Source organism: Chitinophaga sp. (assembly GCF_035538455.1).
GTDB lineage: Bacteria > Bacteroidota > Bacteroidia > Chitinophagales > Chitinophagaceae > Chitinophaga.
In genome coordinates, this window is sequence record NZ_DATLKJ010000121.1 from 34174 (window position 1) to 54631 (window position 20458).

The 20458-nt window shown below is 47.1% G+C and carries 13 protein-coding genes and 1 pseudogene; all 14 read right to left on the reverse strand.

The genetic code is table 11. The features are described from left to right. Positions 1 to 7: 7 nt before the first annotated feature. A complete protein-coding gene (locus VM802_RS14680) occupies positions 8 to 754 on the reverse strand; it encodes a Crp/Fnr family transcriptional regulator (RefSeq protein ID WP_325531733.1) in 747 nt (248 codons plus the stop codon). 152 nt (positions 755 to 906) lie between these two features. Further along, on the reverse strand, positions 907 to 3729 hold the full coding sequence (locus VM802_RS14685) for a carboxypeptidase-like regulatory domain-containing protein (protein ID WP_325531735.1): 2823 nt from the start codon (positions 3727 to 3729) through the stop codon (positions 907 to 909). 145 nt (positions 3730 to 3874) lie between these two features. Continuing rightward, positions 3875 to 4444 (reverse strand): hypothetical protein, encoded by a 570-nt coding sequence (locus VM802_RS14690; RefSeq protein WP_325531737.1) that lies wholly within the window; start codon positions 4442 to 4444, stop codon positions 3875 to 3877. A 351-nt stretch (positions 4445 to 4795) separates the two neighbouring features. Continuing rightward, positions 4796 to 5704, reverse strand: a complete 909-nt coding sequence (locus VM802_RS14695) for a sterol desaturase family protein (RefSeq protein ID WP_325531739.1) — start codon at positions 5702 to 5704, stop codon at positions 4796 to 4798. A gap of 13 nt (positions 5705 to 5717) precedes the next feature. After that, entirely contained in the window at positions 5718 to 5882 is a 165-nt protein-coding gene (locus tag VM802_RS14700) for a hypothetical protein (RefSeq protein ID WP_325531742.1), read from the reverse strand. A gap of 177 nt (positions 5883 to 6059) precedes the next feature. Next, a complete protein-coding gene (locus tag VM802_RS14705) occupies positions 6060 to 7469 on the reverse strand; it encodes an MATE family efflux transporter (RefSeq protein ID WP_325531743.1) in 1410 nt (469 codons plus the stop codon). A gap of 59 nt (positions 7470 to 7528) precedes the next feature. Next, positions 7529 to 8854 (reverse strand): lysine N(6)-hydroxylase/L-ornithine N(5)-oxygenase family protein, encoded by a 1326-nt coding sequence (locus VM802_RS14710; RefSeq protein ID WP_325531745.1) that lies wholly within the window; start codon positions 8852 to 8854, stop codon positions 7529 to 7531. A 17-nt stretch (positions 8855 to 8871) separates the two neighbouring features. Next, positions 8872 to 11274, reverse strand: coding sequence for a TonB-dependent siderophore receptor (locus VM802_RS14715; protein ID WP_325531747.1), 2403 nt, complete (start codon positions 11272 to 11274; stop codon positions 8872 to 8874). Positions 11275 to 11368: 94 nt separating this feature from the next. After that, positions 11369 to 13537 carry a prolyl oligopeptidase family serine peptidase gene (locus VM802_RS14720; protein ID WP_325531749.1) on the reverse strand — a complete coding sequence of 723 codons (2169 nt, stop codon included), beginning with the start codon at positions 13535 to 13537 and terminating at the stop codon, positions 11369 to 11371. 11 nt (positions 13538 to 13548) lie between these two features. Next, on the reverse strand, positions 13549 to 15348 hold the full coding sequence (locus tag VM802_RS14725) for an IucA/IucC family protein (RefSeq protein WP_325531751.1): 1800 nt from the start codon (positions 15346 to 15348) through the stop codon (positions 13549 to 13551). Between the two features lie 44 nt (positions 15349 to 15392). After that, positions 15393 to 17237, reverse strand: coding sequence for an IucA/IucC family protein (locus VM802_RS14730; RefSeq protein ID WP_325531753.1), 1845 nt, complete (start codon positions 17235 to 17237; stop codon positions 15393 to 15395). Positions 17238 to 17287: 50 nt separating this feature from the next. Further along, entirely contained in the window at positions 17288 to 18823 is a 1536-nt protein-coding gene (locus VM802_RS14735; RefSeq protein ID WP_325531755.1) for a pyridoxal phosphate-dependent decarboxylase family protein, read from the reverse strand. A gap of 7 nt (positions 18824 to 18830) precedes the next feature. Continuing rightward, entirely contained in the window at positions 18831 to 19994 is a 1164-nt protein-coding gene (locus VM802_RS14740; RefSeq protein WP_325531757.1) for a GNAT family N-acetyltransferase, read from the reverse strand. Continuing rightward, positions 19991 to 20458: pseudogene (locus tag VM802_RS14745) on the reverse strand (taurine catabolism dioxygenase TauD); the annotation flags it as partial. The gene VM802_RS14740 and the pseudogene VM802_RS14745, both read right to left, overlap by 4 nt.

Genomic DNA, 20458 nt, shown 5'->3' on the forward strand with positions numbered 1-20458 from the left:
GGTATCTTTATTCGTTGGCCTGGGCCGCCGGTTTTTTGTTTGAGTAGATCAGTTGTTCAAGCTTGCGGGTATCCGGTATAACAATCTTGCCATTGCGGATATCGATGAAGTTTTCATCACGCAGATCACTGAGCGTACGTATCAACGATTCCCTTGCTACGCCCGCCAGTGCAGCGAGGTTATAGCGGCTGATGTCTATGCTGAACTCCTGCAGATTGTTAGGATTATACTTCCTGTAAGTATGTAGGAGCGCTTCAGCTACTTTCTTACGTAAAGGGCTATACGCCATTCGCAGCATCTGTTCCTGCTTCTCTGCAATGTTGCCCGTCAGGATGTCTACAAACTTGCGGAGGAAACTGTTGTTGTACCTGAAAAGGAAGTCAAAATCGGCGCGGGCAATCTCTATAAACGCCGCCTCCTCAATTACCACGGCAGTATCGCGGTAGCGGGCGCCATCCATCAGCGCATCAAAGCCAATGAAGTCGCCTACCTGGTACAGGCCTGTAATTAACTCTTTGCCCTCTTCATTCCATTTACAGGTTTTCACCTTCCCCTTTAAAATGTAAAAAACAGCGGTGGCGGCTTTCCCCTCAGCGTATACAGCGCGCTTCTTTTTTACATGAGTAATGCTGCCCGCTGCAATCAGCGATTTTACAAGTTCGTCAACGGTGGCAACCGGGTTTAATGGATGCACGACTCTGGCTAAAGAGGTACTTGAATCAGGGCCTTCTTCTGGTATCATTACCTTTTTCATCTTTAAACGATTTAAGCAATCGAAATTTTGGTTATGGTTTTTCTCACGATTTCCTTAAGGTTATTTTCTGAGGGCAAGACAGGGTAGCTATAGCAGCTGCCCGAAATACAGTAGGAGGGAGCTATCCGAAATTTATACTCAGCATCGAAACACTATTTTGCATTACTGTTAAAAAATCTTATTCTCCTGCTTTTATCTATTACTTCAAAATTTATAACTACTGTCGTATCTCTGTTAACATCTGCTACGTAAGACATCTGCCGCGGTTTTATCTTTCCGTCAAATGCCTGCGGGTTAAGCGACACCACATATTTACCAGCCGGTACATTCAGGAAATAATCCCCGGTATCATTTGTCAGCGTGCTGTATATAAGCCCGCTGCTATCTGATGCTGTCACTTTGATATTGCCACGCGAAAACTGGCTCTTACCCAATGAATCAGCACTTACGGTAACATTACCGCTGATAACCCTGCTCTTCCTGAATGGCAGCATTACCGTAATATCATTTTTTACCTGTATTCGTTGTGAGAGACCGGCGGCAGGTACTAAACCCCTGATATTGCTTATTCGCCGAAAGTCAAGCTGGTATTCACCCTGACTGATATTCTTGTAGGAGATATTCCCTTTTTCATCCGTGATAAAGGGAATATTGTTGATATCTACCTGTAGATCGCCGATTGGCTTTTCTGATGGTTCCTTTATTCCATTGCCATTAACATCGGAAAAGGATATTAGGTTCAAAGTTGAATATTTTTTGCGAAAAAACAACGGAATATTAAATCTTTTATTCACCGAAACATTCACATACCGCTCATTCAGCCCGTTAGGCGCAGGACCAGACGACTGCAACGGCAGAACCGCCGTACAGTTAAGCGTCAACCCGTTGCGGGGATGGCTATAAGACACATTGCAACCCACCCTGTTGGAAATACTGTTGTCATACAGCGACTTTGAAAAATTGTAATAAACATTTGCCCGGATATGTTTAAGAAAACTGAAACCCGCAAAAGGCCCCACCAGCAGCGTCTGATTATAACGGAGGAAGTTCCTGTGCCCCATAATATCAAATACCGGCATCTGCATGAAATACCCCTTTATACCCATATTACCACGACTGAGAGAGATATTGGTATTTGTAACCAATACCTGTTTCCTGTCAGTTCCGTAGGCATTGTTATACCCTCCCGTAGCATTAATCATCAAACTAAAAATCTTGCCTGCATTCATTTTCAGCAACAACTCCATAAATGCATATTCAGGCATGGAGCCCGAAAACCCCTGGCTTTGTTTCATAATACCCCCACTCACCGAGCAAGTACCCTTCCCATTCCTGCTATACCTCACGCCATAACGCGCCATATCAAACTTCAGCGCATCCGTATTGTAAATGGTATCCCGCAACGTGGTAACATCCGAGTGATTATACTGATAGAATATCCCCACCACATTACTGCCAAACTTCCAGTTCACATCATGCATATGTATAATCAACCCCTTGTTCAGACCAGGATAAAACTGACTGTTATACTGCACAAAGCTCGAAAGCTCCAGATGTTTCCCCCTGTAACCAAACACATAACCCCATGCGCCCCCCGGCCTCTCTTCCCGCAACGGGAGCCGTTTTGAAGTGCTCTGCACTTTTCCTATACCCGCATTCACCTGCAGGGATATTTTCTCTTTACTAAAAACCTGTACCTCATTGTACAACAGGTAACCATTATATTTCTTCGCCCTGTCTATATCGACGGATACCGCATGCAGTACCGACATCTGTTTCAACGGATACCTGATACTGCCTGTAACATTATTGTTCTTGTATATAGAGATGCGATTATGTTTTACCGCACTTAAAGATATTTCTGTCTTTCCCGCTGGTCGGTAGTTAATCCGGAAGCCATTGCCATAAGTAAAGAAATAACGGATCCCACTCAGGTGGCCGGCGTAGATGTCCCACTTCTTTGTCTGATAGCTGACGCCAAAAATGTTCTGCTCCAGCGTATTACCCAACCCATACTGCTTGCTGCGGTAAAAAAATCCAAGCCGGTTCCTGCCCAGCATAAGCTCTCCCCTGGCAGCTCCGAAATAACTGAACTGATCCCCCCACTGCATAGAACCAGACTCCACATACAGTGGAAATACCTGGTAAGGCGATGGCCGTTCTTTCAGCGTATGCTGTATTCTCTCCAAATCAGTATGCTGCTGATAGCTTACGCCCGTAGTGTCAGTTATATCTATGGAAATCCTTTCGCGCCGAAGCTGCCTCCATACCTGCTCCCCCAGGCGAAGCGCAAAAGTATATATGGTATCTGTACCCGGCTTCAACCGGATTGTCACAGCATGATTCACCTCCAGCCTGTTGTTTCTGAATCCCGCTGTGTAAAGGCTACTCACGGTTCCGGTATTCTTTATCCTTACCGGAATTTTGATTGCATCATTATTCCCCTGCAACTGGATCAGCTCTTTTAATGGAGTGATCCTGAAGGAACATACCGGGTTAGCTTTAACATAAAACCTGTATACCGCAGGCTTTAGCCCTTGTATACTGAGTTTCATGACTACAGGCAGCCAGCCGGCCGCCGCATGATGTAGCTTCATCAGTACCACCGGTACAAGCTGTTGCCCGCCGGGTGGCAGCTCAATGTTGAGTGTCTGCGCCGGAGCCATCAGCTTCCATCCTTCAGGAGCCTCCAGTTGGTTTTTCAATAAAAGATGCTGGTTGCCCTTGTTTATTACGCTGATATTATTATAAAGGAAATCTGCATTCCTGTCCGCAATGATGGAATCTTTCATTGTAACAGCAAATGCAATATCCTCCTGCGCCAGCAATGTCTTACAAAAAGTGTTACAGATTAACAGCAACACGAAGTATATATAGGGAAAACAATTCCGCATGGTTGGTTGACGCTGTGCAATCAGTCCGCCGGAATAATTTCCGGGATTCCCCGGCATGCAGCCTGGACACACGTTACACATACAACAGCACCGATTATGTCAGATGTTTTCTATGCACTGTTATATGAGATCTGCAAATCAGGGAACCCGGAAACTGACAAGTACAAAAGAAGAACTGGTTGGTGTAAGCAAGCCTCCGGAGAAAGCTCACCTCAATAAAGCCATACTACAACTGCGTAGCCGTCAGGATTACACCCACAGCATAAGAGCCGCCTGTAAAGTTCCATCCCGGCTCAGCCTTCAGTTTAACAGCAAACGTTTTGGCAGCTCCATATGTACCGTTATTAATCAGCGGCGCAGGAGCAATCGTCAACGGAGTCCAGGGGGATGAAGTTCCGTCTGTACCACCTGTATTGTTGCTGGCGAGGTTGTAACTCAGCACAGTACATGGCATCACATTGTTACCGGTTCCGCTGCCGGTGTAAGAAAAGTTAGGAGCAGCAGCATTGATAGTAATGTTGAAATTCCTGTTGGAGCTAACAGTAAAATCACTGGAAGGATTGCCGGTCGGGTCTTTCAGCTCCTCTCCGTTATTGTAGTCTGACGATTTGTTGAATATAGCACCCATCTGGTCCCTTGGAGGATTCAATTCAATAATGTTCGACAAACACATACTTACAGCTACATTGGAACGATCTGATGGAAGTGCAGCTGCATTGGTGGGAGAAGTAGAGGTTTGTGCATAACCCGAAACTGCAGCCAGGGCTACTGCTGCCGACAATAAAAGTTTTTTCATTTTGGATTTGGGTTTATAATTTTAGAAATAGCAACCTGAAATTGAGATGCGCATCCTCAAGTTTTTCGACGCAATAGTAGAGCTTATATTTTTCTGCGCAAATGACCTCCATCACCTTTTCATTTATCCCCGGCAATAGTTGAAAAACAAAAATAACACATCCACTAAAACACAATACAGTAAAGAGTTACAACTCATTGACCCATCTTTTAATTAACAGTATATTAACATACTTTACATTAGAAAATGTCTGTCATTTCAACATCTGCTCCTCCTCTTACAAATAAAAAAACACCCGCTATATCAGCAGATGTTTTTCGTATAATCATCATAGTTAGTACGCACAAAATATCAGACACCAGCCTCTTCAGCTGGCGCCGCCGGAATCGCAGGCTCATCATCCATACGCACCATAGGCCCTCCGGCAGATAGCTCACTGTCCGGCGCCTTCGATTTCAGTAAAGGCCATAGAAACTGCGCGTACCATTCATCTTTCTCATAATGCGAAATACCATACTCTTCAGGATACTTGCGGGTGATCAGGCCGGTACCGAAGATAATATCCCAGATAAAAAACATGTTCCCGAAATTCCCCTTATAATAACCTACATCATCATCAGACGTTACCGCATGATGGGCATGATGTGTAGCAGGAGTGGAAATAAACCGCTCCAGTACCCAAGCTACAGGATGCAGCCATTTGATCCGGTACATGGGCTTATCCCAGGGTATGCTGGAATGTGCCGCAGCAACAATCAGCGACTTCATACCCGCTACAAACAATGCCGGGTAACCCAACCCCAGATAAGCCAGCGTAGCCACAAGATATACCTGTGAAAACAGCAGCACATGTATCAGGTTATTACGGAAATATACCGCCACTCCCATGTATGGCGCTGAATGATGCGTCCGGTGAAAGCGCCACAGAAAAGGAACCTGATGGTGTAGCCGGTGATTCCAGTACTGTGTCAGATCGTCAGCTACAGCAATGATTACCACCCCCCAGAAAAATGGGACCCATGAAAACATATTCCGCCAGGCTGGTAATAAAACCGGCAGGAACTTCAGGCTAAAATACGCCAGCACAGGAGGAAACAGCACTTTAGGTATAGCAAAGCTGAGCAGGTCCAATATAAATTCATTACGGTCGTTCCGTTTGTTGTACAAACCAAACATCGATTCCAGAATGCCTACTATCAGCAACAGTACCGGTAAGCCCCATGTATTGAGTTGCTGAAACAATGTTTCAATAAATTTCATGACGCAGTTATTTTTATTTGCTGATAGTAATAATACCCTTCCCTTCCTGCTGCCTCCAGGGATGTTCACCGCGCATGCAGAAGTAAAGAAACATCAACAGTACTGGTAATGCATACAGGAAAAGCGAGATAATACCATCCTGAATGAGTTTCCTCCATACAGGTCTTTCCAGTTTCATAGCTTAATATTTTTCGATTTGACAGATAATTACACTCACAGGTAGTGCATCATACACCACAGCCCTGCCAGAAACACCGACAACGGTATCAGCACCAGCAGAAGCGCCAGGATTGTCTTAATGATTAATAGCAACACGTCGGAAAATGTCATAACAGATAACAGTTAAATTTATTTTTCAGATCCGTATATGCTTCCACTTTCCTGCTCTGAAGATAATGACACAACCAGTCACCAGCACCAGTTCGGAAAACAGTATTGCACTAAATACCCCCCTTGATCCCCATCCCATGCCTACACCCAGCCACCAGGCCAATGGCAGCTGAACGATGTAAAACATCAATACATACAACAGCGTTACCGTACGCACCAGCCCGGCAGCATTAAGTGCACGTGATATTACCATAGTATAACCAAAGAAAAAGAAGGCAATCGTCATACAACGCAGATAGAGAATAGCCTGCTCCGCCACTGCCGCCTCAGTAGTAAACCAACCAACGATCTCGTGCGTGAATAAAATCATTACAAGAGAGACACATCCCAGGAAACACATATTGAACAAGCCGGTTTTCCAGACAGATTGCTCCGCCCTTTCCGGCCGGCGTGCACCCAGATTCTGCCCCGTAAGCACCCCCGCAGCATTGGCAATACCCCATGCAGGCAATGTTGCACAGATAATGATACGGTCTGCAATAATGTAGCCGGTCAATGTTGCCTCTCCCAGCTGCGAAACGATCCTGATCATCAGCAGCCAGCTGGAAGCCGGGATCAGATATTGTAACGTACCCGCCGATCCCAGCCGCAAAATCCGTTTCATGATGGCAGGCATAATCATCAGCTGCTGCCGGCCTATTACCAGGTTATTGTGCTGTCTATACCGGAGATAAGAAAACTGATAGATCACTGCAGAAAGGTTGCCGATGCCATTGCCAATAGCAGCGCCTGTAAGGCCCAACGCAGGAATGGGACCAAATCCGAAGATGAAGATTCCACCCGCCAGTGCATTCATCACAAAAGCCAGTAGGAAAGCACGCATAGCCATAGCCGCATCCCCCGACCCACGGAAGATACCATTCATCAACACCCGCAACATCAGGAAAATAATGCACCCGAACCTTATCTTTGAATACAGGTCTCCCTCCGCTGCATGCTGCTCAGAAGCACCAACCATATAAAACAGTTGCCTGTTGAACAAAATCGCCAGGGTACTAAAGCATATGGCAGCAAATACCCCCAGGTATATAGACTGCACAGCGGTAAGCCCCGCCATTTTGGGTTTCCCCTCTCCTATTCTCCGTGCAATCAACGAGCTGGCAGCAATATTCAGCCCTACAGGAATGGAATAGATCACCAGTATTATAGTACCAATAATCCCTGCTATTGTAATCGCACTATCCCCCAGCCGGCTCACATACAGCAGATCTACCACCACGAACATAGACTCAATCAGCAGTTCTACCATCGCGGGTAATGATAACAGGAACGCTGCACGCGTAACACTACTGGAAGTAAAATTCTTCTCTGTACCCAGCATAGCGATCCTGCACAGGTTAAAGACAGAGCGGGTCCTGACAAGCAATGAGTTCATAGTGTCTCTTGTTTCTTTTTATCGATTTAATTGTAACAGATAGACCAGTCATGATCATATCAATAGCTCAGTGATACAGCAGGTGTTTCGGTTATGGTGTTACCAAAATGTTGGAAAGCAACTTCTTCCTCCAGCCGGTACACCTCCCGTCCTGTAATGTTGTTGATAATCCAGGAGTTTCTGTATGCACCCAGACTCAGGTCCGGCGCAGTGAACCCATGGGTATAGGTTTCTGCATTCTGAATGAATATCTCGTTGTGATTGGCATCTATCGTATAATTCCTGCCCGTATTGAAAGAGCCATCGGCGTTGCGGTTAATCCTTTCCGCTATACCCTCCAGGCATGCAGGCTCATTGTACCGGTAGCCGGTAGCCAGCAACAGCGGCCCGGCCTCATGAGCAAAGGCTTCCTGCTGCTGCACCTGGGTAAATTGCAACGTGTATCTCCCCTCTTTGTCTGAAGGCACTATGCTTCTAAGCTCACAGTTCGCGCGCAGATGCACATCTACACGTTCCCCACCCACCGTCATTTCATACAAAGCATCGTAGATCTGGTCCACAAGACTGTAGTTTATTCCTTTAGACAGCGAGGCTTGTGCACTAAGTATTTTGCGCTTCTGCTCCGGTGCGAGGCCGTAAAAATAATTGATGTAGTTAGGAGAGCTGATCTCCAGCGTCAGCTTGGAGTGCTCCATTGGGAAGAATCTGTCCGAGCGGGTAAACCAGTTCAACCGGAAGCCGCTCTGAGCCTCCGGTAGGAGGTCATAGAATATTTCCGCAGCGCTTTGTCCGGAGCCCACAATCGTGAGCTCTCCTTTTCTCAGTATATGTTCTTTGTGTGCCAGGTACTCCGAAGAATGAATGATGCCGGGCACTGCTTTCCTGTCTGCAAAAGCGGGCAGGAAGGGCTGTGTACCCGTGCCAAGCACCAGTTTTTCAGCATAGTGTACGGAGGTCTCTCCGGTTCGTTTATTCAATACCGTTACCACATATACTCCATCCTGGTATGTTAATGTGGTCACCTTATGAGAGAAGCGGCAATTATCAAGCTGCTTCACCACCCACTGACAATAAGCGTTGTATTCGCGACGGAGCATGTAGAAGTCATGCCGGATAAAGAACCGGTACAAACGGCCGGTTTGTTTGAGAAAGTTCAGGAAGCTATACTTACTGGTGGGGTCGGCCATAGTCACCAGGTCGGTTCCCATGAAAGGATCTTGCAGAGTAGTGTTCTGGAGCATCAGTCCGGCGTGCCAATTGAATTCATCTGTTTGATCAAAGAACAGGGCTGTAACATCACTTACCGGTTGCAATAAGGCTGCGAGGCCCAGGTTAAAGGGGCCAATCCCAATGCCTATAATCTTATATACTGGTTTTGTGTCCATTTTTTCAATTTATACTGTTAAAATTTATATTCTATCTGCAGTCTGAAATTACGTCCTGGAGCGGCTTGCCATCCCAGATGGGTATACCCCCAGGCGCCTGGAAAGAATCCCGTTGTATAGTTGTAATTATCTGTCAGGTTATATACCAGCAATGAAATACCATAGTTGTTCTTCACGTAAGACAAGCCGCCATCCAGGCTGAAGTAGCTATCGGGCAGAAAGTTCGCACCGCCCAGATAATAACCAACCCTGTCAGCCTGCAACTGATGACCGGCTGAAATACCCAGCCCTCTTATCTTTCCTTTAGGCGCACGGTAGGTAAACCAGCTGTTAAAAGTGTGCTTTACAGAACCCGGCATATAATCGCCGATATTCTTCGGGGTCGCATCTTTAGTAACGCGGGCATCATTGAATGCGTAGTTCAGCACCATGTCAAAAGAGGGCAGCAACTCTCCCTTCACATCCAGCTCCACACCGCGGGAACGCACTTCCCCGATCTGTATGGCGTAGCGTGGCGTTACGCCTGCCGGCGATTGTGTAGTGATGTTATTCTTAACAATGTTGAATACAGACAGCGTGGTATTGAAACGCCCGCCGAACCAATCCGCCTTGGCTCCGATCTCCATATTCACGCCACGGGAGGGCTTTGCAGGATCGCCGTTCTGTAATGGCGGCGCATAGTTTTCTTCAAATGTCTGATCATATACTGCATATATGCTGGCATCTTTCAGGAAAGAATAGCTCAGGCCCACTCTCGGAGTGAACACATCATTATTAGTGGTCTTACCATTATACTCTCTTCTGCGGGTGCTGGTATAACGTCCGCCCAATGTGAGCCGCAGCTTATCGTCAAAAAAGCCGATCTCGTCAGCAAGATAGACCGCCAGGGAAGAGTTGAGCTGTGTATTGGCGCCTGCCCTGTTTTTAAGGCTCACAGAACGATCCACTTTCGGGAAGTTTTCCGCTTTCAGGTTAGCTGCATTCTGCTCTGGCTTGTAGATATTGAAAGGCGTAATCGTTTTGGGATCATCAATATTGGACCAGTCTGCCCAGTACTGGTTACTTTTCACATCCAGACCGGTCAGCACGCGATGTTGTACAACGCCTGTACGGAAGCTGCCATTAAAGTACAGCTGTCCGAGAGCCGTCACATTATCCAGGTCGAGCAGAGAGAAACGGCGCATGGCATTACCCGCCGAATCTATATTGTTATAGGGCGCTTTACGGTAGTCGAGCCCCAGGTGTTCTCCTCTCATACTAAAGCTTAGATAGGCCAGCTTGGCCGTAACCTTCCAATCGGACGATAGTTTATGTTCCAGCTCTACAAATGCAGAATGATCATGAATCTTTACCGGGTCCTTCCGCGGATCAGAGTAAGAAGTGTTCCGTGGAAATTCTTTAAATGCCTTGTTCGAAAAGATATAGTTGGATAAATTGGTGCCCAGTGTACTGTACTGGTAGGTATATTCAACCGTCACTCTTGTATTGTTGCTCACCTGGTAGGCAAGGGATGGAGCAATCACATAACCGTCGTTACTGTCATAATCAACAAAAGAGTTTACTTTCTTTCCCATGAGGTTCAGCCTGTACTGCCATCTGCCGTCTTTCGACAGGGTCTCATCAATATCAATTTCACCACGATACAGATCGTAACTGCCCGTAGTAAAAGCAATTCTTTTCTGCCCGGAGCCGGTAGGCTTTTTGGTAACCACATTATAAAATCCGCCGGGAGATGTATTGCCCAGCATAAATCCGGCAGGCCCTTTCACAAATTCGACACGGTCCACAAACGACATATCCTCTTTCAACGGAGCGAGATATCCAGCTACATTCATACCGTTACGCGCGCTCCCGGCACGGCTGTCGAAACCCCTCATATATACACTGGCATATGTTGCATGATGTTTCAGAAAACGTACTCCACTGACGTTCCGTTCCAGGCCGTCATCAATATTAAATACCATCTGCCTGTTGATAAGCGCGGCGCTTACCACCTGTATGTTCTGCGGTATCTTTACTAATGGCTCATCCAGCCGCAACCCGGAAGATACATGGCCATTGACGATTCCCTGCTTGTCAGTAATCTGTATTTCCTCCAGGGAATTAATATCCGGTTCTAATACGAACCGTAATGCATCTACTGAGTTGTCTGTCAGTGTAACCTGCGTACTAACAGGCTTATACCCGATCACCGAAATAAACAGCGGGTAACTTCCTTTTTTCAATCCTTTAATGATATAGTTCCCATTGTCATCTGAATGCGCTCCGTGGTTGGTGTTCTCTATCCTGATGCTGGCGCCTTTTACAGGTGCACCTTCCTGGTCCACAATGTTGCCGGAAATGGAATAACCCCTTTGCTGGGCAAAAGCTCCAACACAACAGCAAATAATGTAAACGATAATCAATAAACATTTTTTCATCTTCAACATATTATATTTTGGAAAGGTAGATAGCACTGTTTCGTTTGATTTATTTTAGTTATGACATGACATAGATACATTCCCGGATGAAAGCCTATCTCGACCATTCCAGATTTAGCTGCCGGAACACGAAGCTCCACACGTCAGCCGCTTCTTCTATCATTTTAGTGGTTGGTTTGCCAGGCCCATGCCCTGAGTTCCTGTCTATCCTTATCAGTACCGGGTTATCGCCAGCCTGCTTTTCCTGCAGAGTGGCTGCAAACTTGAATGAATGCGCAGGCACCACGGTATCATCGTGATCACCCGTAAGTATAATTGTTGCAGGATAATGAATGCCAGGCTTCACATTATGCAGCGGGGAATATTTTATCAGCCATTCAAACTGCTCTTTGTAGTCGCTGATGCCGTATTCTTCCGCCCAGGTGGCCCCTATAGTAAATTGATGGTAACGCAGCATATCCATTGCTCCTGCTACCGGCACTATTACTTTGAAGAGGTCCGGCCGCTGGTTAGCGCAGGCAGCCACCATTATAGCGCCCGTTGACACACCTGTAACGGCAATCCTTCGGGGAGTTGTGTAGCCCTCACTGATGAGGTATTGCGTCGATGCAATAAAATCATCAAAAACATGTTGTTTGTTCTCTCTCATTCCTCCCCTGTGCCAGGCCTCCCCATATTCATTCCCGCCGCGCAGGTTAGGTTGTGCATAGACACCTCCTCTTTCCAGGAACATCATTCTTGCTACACTGAAAAACGGAATGAGGTTGCGCTTAAATCCGCCATGACCTTGCATAAACACAGGGTTATTACCATCCAGCTTTATACCTGCTTTATGAACAATGAACATCGGTACGCGGGTGCCGTCTTTCGAGGTTACAAATACCTGCCTGGTTACATAATTAGTAGCGGTGGTTTTGAATGCAGGCCGCCTGTATACTTCAGATTTTCCACTTGCAATATTCAACCGGTAAACAGTAATAGGTGTAGTGAAGTTGGTAAAGAGATAGAACAGTTCTTTATCACCGCACCCGGCGCTGAAATTGCTTGCAGATCCCAGTGCCGGCAGCGCTACTGTCCTCACCAGACAGCCGGTATAATCATATTGTTTCACCATCGTGCTGGCATCCTTCAGGTAAAAAGCCCACAAGTAATCGCCACCGGTATCAATGTTCTCCAGCGATTCCTCTTGTTCGGCAATGAACGGACGCCAGTTATGCGGTTCCGGATTCGCAGGGTCTATAAGCACCACCCTGTCGTTGGGTGCATTGAGATCTGTCTGCAACAACAGTTTATCGTCGGTATTATCCACGATAATATTATGATGATCATACCCTTTCACCAACGGCTTGATCTTGCTGCCGGGAACCGATAGGTCCTGACAGAACAGCGCATTACCTGTAGATGTCGTCAGTTTGAACCCCAGGAAAGATCCAGGTAGTACAGAAAGTATAAGAAAACGTTCGTCTGCTGTAACGTGTGCCGCTACACTCAACTTCGGGTTGGTATGATCTTCAAACACAAGACTGTCCTGCTCCTGTTTGTCCCCAATGCGATGATAGTATACCTGGTTAAGGGCATTTGCTCCGGATAACGCTTTCCCTTTTTCAACAGCCGGATAACGGCTGTAGTAGAAGCCGTTCCCCTTCCAGGCAGCACGTGGAAATTTCACCCAGTGTAATTCATCTTCAAGTGGCTGACGGGTATCCAGGTTCATGATGCGAATGGTATTCCAGTCTGAACCTGCCCCGGCTACTGCATAAGCCAGATATCGCCCATTCCGGGAAGCCGCAAGCATGGTGGCTGCCGTAGTGCCATCTGCCGACAATTTATTCGGGTCCATCAGTGGCTCTTCCTTTCCATCCGGTCCCTGCCTGATATACCATACCGCCTGGTTTTGCACGCCATCGTTGCGCGTAAAAAAATAAGACTTCCCGATTCTTATGGGTTGCGTTTCTTTTGCATAGTTCCAGGTGTCCGACAAATATTTACGCATCTCATTGCGATACGGAATAGCATCCAGGTAATCATTGGTAAGATTGTTCTGCGCCGTTATCCACTGCTGCAGATATGCGGATGTATCGTTTTCCATCCAGCGGTAAGGATCAGCCACCATTGTCCCAAAGTAATTGCCGGTCACATTCCCTTTTCTGTTATCAGGGTATGGCAACAGTTTTCCGTTGCCTGATACAGACTGCGAAAGTGCGTCGCTTATAACGACGCACTGTATCCATACTATCAGTATGATCTTAAAAGTTGTTCGCATGTGCAGCTGTTTTATGCCAGATACGCTGCCAGCGGATTTCTCACTTCCCCGATCGAAGGCACATCGAACGGGTTTGCGCGATCGCGCAGTTTCCGGTTGTTCAGTATCTGCATCTTATTTAATGCATCAGGGGATATCACATCGGTAAAGAGGCTGTATTGTGTAAACTTGTCGGACAGTTCCGGGTGCTGCTGCTCATATTCACGTATGCATGCGCCCACCAGTTGCCAGAACTGTTGCTGGGTAAGTACTTCCTCCTCAGAAAGAATAGCCGCAATGAAACGGAAAATACCATCGAAGAGCTGCGTGAACAGCGGTTTGGTGCGAAAGGCTGCAGGCACATCCACCTGGATACGTTTCGCATTTTCCGGCAGTTCCACAGTTGTATCCATCAATGTCACTTCTTCTCCTATATCCTTCATGATAGCATATGCCGGCACATGGTTTTCCAATACGAGAACAATATTCTCGCCATGCGGCATAAACACCATATCGTATTTGTAGAAGCAATGCAGCAGCGGCTTCAGGTAGCCGTGCAGATATTGCTGTATCCATTTATCTGCAGGGATAGCTGCAACACGGATTAGTTCAGGGAGTAATGCCTTTCCGGTAGTATCAATGTGAAGCAATGCCGCCATCGTCATAATCCGTTGCCCCGGCTTCAGTCGGGATACCGGGCTTTCCCTCCAGAGCGCTGCCAGCATTTTCTTATAGGGGCTATCCGTCTGCAGGGCTGCTTCATAATACTGGTTGATATAACCCACTGCCGCGAGTTCTCTCAGTATGCAGAACCCTGTTCCTTTCAGGTAAGCATCCCGTTCAACAACATTATACACCCATTCATTAATCGCGGGAGTAGTGCGCATGAAGTAGGGCGACAAGATGCGTACATATCCCATATTCAGTATCGCCAGTGCTGTTTTCACATAACACTTATGCGGGTGACTATCGTTGAAGAATGTACGGATAGACTGCTGCGGCAGATATTTATCTTCGCTGTATCCCAGGCAAACTATGCGGTTGCCCGCAATATCAGGAGCAAGTATATTCAATAGTTTGTTGTACCACTGCCAGGGATGCACGGGCATAAAGTAGTATTCATCGGGATCAAGATTTTTGGTGGTGAGTACATTACGGAACGCCTCCCTGTCTGCGGCACTAAGCTCCTGCTCTATCAGTTGCTGCCATGTCAATCCTTCAATAGCTGCAAACTCAGCGCGGCTTTTATGCCCGGCCAGCCATACCAATGAAAGTGGCGCTGCCGCCTCAGGTGCATATTGCTGATAATCCGTCATGTCAAATCCTACACGGCCGTTATTGGTAATAAACCGCGGGTGACCTGTCATGGCTCGTTCAATTTCCTGGTAGCCAGCAGTCGCCAGATAGGATGCCGGCTCTGCATGATGCGTATGAATATAAGCGCTGCCATAAAGCGTGCCGGCCACTTCTTCCATGTATTCCGGTAATGCCGCCGGTGCAATACCGATCTGGTCATTGAGATCTGTTATGAAACTCACAGCTTCCAATGCAGCAGCGCCGGTAGCATTATACTTTTCTATTGATGCAGGATCTACGATCCAGTGGTTGAGACTTAACACCTTGGCAGAGAAACGATAGGTCACATTCTCCGCAGCGCTCAGTACGTAAATGCCCCAACCATCTTTCACTGCCTCAAGCGTTGGTTGCAGTATCCCTTCATGGGCACATTCTGCAATGATCTTTTTGATGAACAACCGGGTTATCTTCTGCCATGTTTCCGGATGAACATGACTGATGCCTTGCGATTGCATTATATACTGGATTGTTTCCATTTGCTTCTTTGTTTGTAGGATGACAAATACAGGAAACCGGGCTATTACGCCACCGGCTCGGCTGGTACTGGTTGCGGTTTGTAAACAGTCATCGGATTTTTCAGCGTACCCGCAAACTGCTGGCTTTTGAATGGGTTATACATGTGATCCACCATCTTGCGGTTGTTGCGGATCTGCAAGCGGTTCAAACAGGTCTTCACTATTTCAGGTGCAAAAAGGTCTATGCGCTCAAATTTATCCTGTAATCCGGGATACCGCTCCTGGTAAGCCGTAATACGCGCCGCCACCAGCTGCCAGAACTGCTCTTCCGGGAAAGCCGCATGCTCCACCAGGATATGCGACAGAAAACGGAAGAAGCAATCAAAAGCCTGCGTGAAAATGGATAATATGCGCAGCTCAGGAGCTACCTTCATGTATATCTGTTTCACATTATCCGGCATGGGGATTTCATCATTCAATACAGCGATCTCCTCGCCAATATCTTTCATAATAGCTCCCACCGGGATGTGACGCTCATTCAGTATTAATATAAGATTCTCTCCATGTGGCATGAAGCGCATGTCGTGATAATAGTAGCAATGTAGCAGAGGACTTAAGTAAGCGTCCAGGTACTTCGTCAGCCACTCGCTGGTGGTGAGGCCGGAAGCCTTTATTAATTCAGGCAGCAGGGCATTACCGTAGCTGTCAACATGTAACAACGCCGCCATCGTCATGATGCGTTGTCCCGGTTTCATTCGCTTCACCGGGCTCTCCCTCCACAAAGCCGATAACATGCCATTATAAGAGGAGTTATCGTCTTTGATGATCGCCGCATAATGAGGATTGGTATAACCGACTGCCGCTACTTCCTGTAGCAATACAAATCCTTTCTCTCTCAGGTAATCATCAGCCTCCACCACACCATTTACCCATTCACTGATAGGAGGCGCTGTCACCGCAAAGCTGGCATGCAACCCTCTCATGAAGCCCATATTGAGGATAGACAGCGACGTTTTGGTATAACGGCGATGCGGGGAAGTGATGTTATAGAAAGTACGGATAGATTGCTGCGGTATATACCTGTCTTCCCCATAGCCAAGGTACACTAACTGGTGCGCTGCAATATCGGTCGCAAACAGGCTGGCCAGCTTATTGAACCATTGCCAGGGATGTATGGGTATGAAAAAATAATCATCGGAATTCAATCCCTTACCAGTCAGTATTTCGTTGAATTGAGCCAGCGTGCTGGCGTCCAGCTCATCGGTGATAAGTGTATTGTAGTCCAGGTCCGTAATGCCGGCGTAATTGCTGCGGGAACGATGCGCTGCGATCCATAACAGGGCAAACGGGTCTGCCGCTTCAGGAGCATACTGCCTGTAATCTCCCGCATCAAAGCCAATGCGCCCGTTATTCGCAATAAAGCAGGGATGACCAGCCATCATAGCCTGTTCTATCACCTGGTAATCGCTCGTAGCAAGCTCCCTGGCGGTGAGCTTATTATAAGTGTGCATATAGGCGCTGCCACAGAGCGTGCTATTGATCTCTTCGAGGTAAACCGGTATTACCTGCTCACTCAATCCCATTGTTTCACGGAATTCAATGATAAAGTTCAACGACTCCAGCGGTGCAGCAACATCATTGATGTGTTTTACAATGGAGGCTGTATCAATATGCCAATGATCCAGGTGCAGTAACTGCGCCCGGAAGCGGTACACAACACCAGGCTGATCAGCGCGAAGTATATAGTGTCCCCATTCCGCATCACTATGTTGCAGCTCAGGATGTATGATTAACTCGTGCGCAAACTCACAGATGATCTTACGGATATGCAGTCTGTTCACATGGCTCCATACGTCAGGATGCAGGTGAGCAACAGATTGTTCAGGGGTTACGTTTACAGAAGGTTTCATTGACAGATGTTTTAAGTACAAAATTTTATTCACTTGCGTTGATGTCTCTATCAGTTACCGGCATGAAAGCGGTGCTGTTGTACGCAGGCAGCACCGTGGCGTTTGATAATACTGATGATGTCACGTATATCATCAACGGTTGTCAACGGATTCAGTAAAGTGAACTTGAGATAAAAAGCGTCATGTATCCGGGTCCCGGCTACAATCGCTTTCCCTTCCTGGAACATTTCTTTCTTTATGTACTGATTTAGTTTATCGAGCAAAAGCGTTCCCTGTACTCCTTTTGGCGCATAGCGGAACACCAGCGCGCTGATATCGGAATGTGTCAGCAGCTCAAAATCAGGATCGCTGTCCAGCAATGCTGCCGCAGCTCCGGTCGTTTCGATGATGGTATCGGTATACTCCCCAAGTTGCTGTTTACCCATCAGGCGCAGGGTACACCATAGCTTTAAGGCATCAAACCGGCGGGTGCTCTGCGTGATCGTTTTATTAATCTGGTTCAGTCCTTCAAAATCGTTTTCCTGTGGGTTCAGGTAATCTGCATGGTGAGTGATCAGCTCCAGGTACTGACGATCCCTTACCAGGAAAGCACTACTGCTGATAGGCTGAAAGAAAGCCTTATGATAATCCGTCGTTACAGAGTTGGCGGATTCAATGCCATCAAGCAGATGCCGGTATTTGTCTGTCAGCAGCAGGCCGCAGCCATAGGCGGCATCCACATGTAGCCATATTTTATATTTCTTTGCCAGTACTGCTATGACATCGAGTGGATCTATATTCCCGAAATCGGTGGTACCGGCTGTAGCCACAACGGCGATAGGCAGGTTTCCGTCCTTTATCTCCTGACGGATAGCTTGTTCAAGCGCAACCGGGTCCATACGGAAACCACGGTCGGCCTTAACTTTCACCAGGGCAGATTCCCCAAGCCCCATCAATGACACTGTATTCTGAATGCTGAAATGGGTCATCTCAGAAACGAAGATCCGGAAGCGGGATGCTTCGGCAGGCAGGCCATGCTTACGGATGCTATGATGTAATACCGTCTTTGCATAATGATCCCTTGCCAGCAAAAGCCCCATCAGATTACTTTGAGAGCCTCCGGCGGTAAACACGCCATCTGCCTCCTCCGGGAATCCTATTTCATTGCAGGTCCAGTTGATAAGCTGCTGTTCCATCAGGGTACCGCCTGCGCTCTGATCCCAGGTATCCTGTGAGGAATTGATCGCAGCAATCAATACTTCTGCAGCCAGCGCCGGAATCACAACTGGGCAGTTCAGATGCGCTATATAATGTGGCAGATGAAAAGCCGTCGCATGATTGACATATAATGTTTCCACCTCTCTGAAAAGGCTTCGATAATCCTGCAATGGCGTATCAAAATCCACCTGACTGAACAAGCCCCGGAGCTGGTCCGGAGTTACGCCACTGAAAGGTGTACGGTTATTGTTCAGAAAGGAATTCACAAGCTGACGCGCTGCATCCATTGCTTCATTATACTCAGTAGCAGCTCCCTCGTGAAAAATATCCTTGTAGCGGGTAACTGTTGCAGTATTATTGTTTTCAGAAATGACCGGATCAATTAACATAACTGTTTTATTTGAATGAGGGTGTGTTAATAAGATTATTATCGTGTGCCAGGTATTGCTCCCGGCTGCAGAAAGCCAGGTAAGCGGTTTTCTGCGGCAGCTGTACCTGCTGCTGATATTCAAATCCTACGCGCCTGGTGAGCACATGCATCTTTTCGTTGCGTATATCCGGCTCCACGATCAACCTCCTGACGTCTGGATCTGTAAGTATGTAATCGATAATCGTCCGGAGAATATGATAAGTAAACCGGTGAATACTGCGTTCTACCGGGGCCACCAGCAGGTGCAAACCGTAGTCTCCCTGCTGTACGTCGTAATACTTCCCGATAGGATCTTTCGCCGCCCAATAGCTTTCCCACAGGAATGCCGGCTGACCATTATAAAATCCCATATAGGCATGAGAATGCCCCGCCTGTATAATGGCAGCATAAGCAGTTCTCACCTGCTCCACAGTAGTGTGCTGCATTTGCCAGTATTGTGCATAAGGACGGTTCACCCAGTCATGTATCAGTGCGATATCGCCCGATATTGCCAGTGGCCGGAAAGCAAATTCTCCCAGGCCGGGAATATTCCGGCTGTAGATAAAAGCAGTTTTATCTACAGCTTTGGCGGCAGTATATTGCTCGCGCGTACAAAAAGCCAGGTAGGCCTGCTTATGCGGCAAGTCGATAATTTTCTGGTATTCGAAACCGGCCCTTTTATTCAGTATGTGTATCTTTTCATTCCTCACATCCGGCTCCACTACCAGTCGTTGTACAGCAGGATCGGATAGTATGAAATCAATAATGGTAGTGAAGATATTCCAGGTAAAATTGGGTATCCGATTATCTGGCGGCGCTACGAGAATATGAAAGCCATAGTCGCCGGAATGAACATCATAATAGGCTCCCAACGGGTCATTCATCACCCAGTAACACTCCAGCAGGAATGCAGGTTCATTATGATGGAAACCCATATATACTTTGGCATCCTTTCCCTGCATGATACTCACATAAGCAGCTCTGACCTCTTCCAGTGTTGTGTCCTGCATCTGCCAGTACCGGGCATATTCCCTGTTCACCCAGTTATGGATAACAGGAATGTCTTTATCTATCTCTAATGGGCGAAATGTAAACGACGCCGGCGCTGCCGTAGCTTTTACAAGTGCCGCGCTTGCTGTAACAGATGTCATACGCTTAGGAATGATTTATCGGTGTTATAAACTTTGCCGTAGTGCTCTTCCATTACCATATAAGGGTTTGCCGGATGTGCAACGGACTGTATCCCGATGAGGCTTGTTTTGCTCATCATACGCAGCATCATACGGCGCTCGCATTTCACCAACTGTCCGTTCTCATTACGGTAGCCTGCATGAAAAGCGTTGCGGCCGTGCGCGCAGAGGTGGTTGTTAACAAAAATGACATCTCCCGCTTCGGGTACAAAATCGTTGTAGATAAGTGGTCGTGCTTCATGCCAGAATGCCTTCAGGTTTTCCAGCGCTTCTTCACTTTGTCCTGCTTCTTCATTATAGATCTGTTCGGCAGCATCAAAGCGGATAAAAGGCATCTCTTTATTGCCGTACAATACGGAAGTAAGCGTATGGTCACCCTGCGCTTCTTCCATATCGTAATTGGCGTCTTTGGGGCACTTATAAAT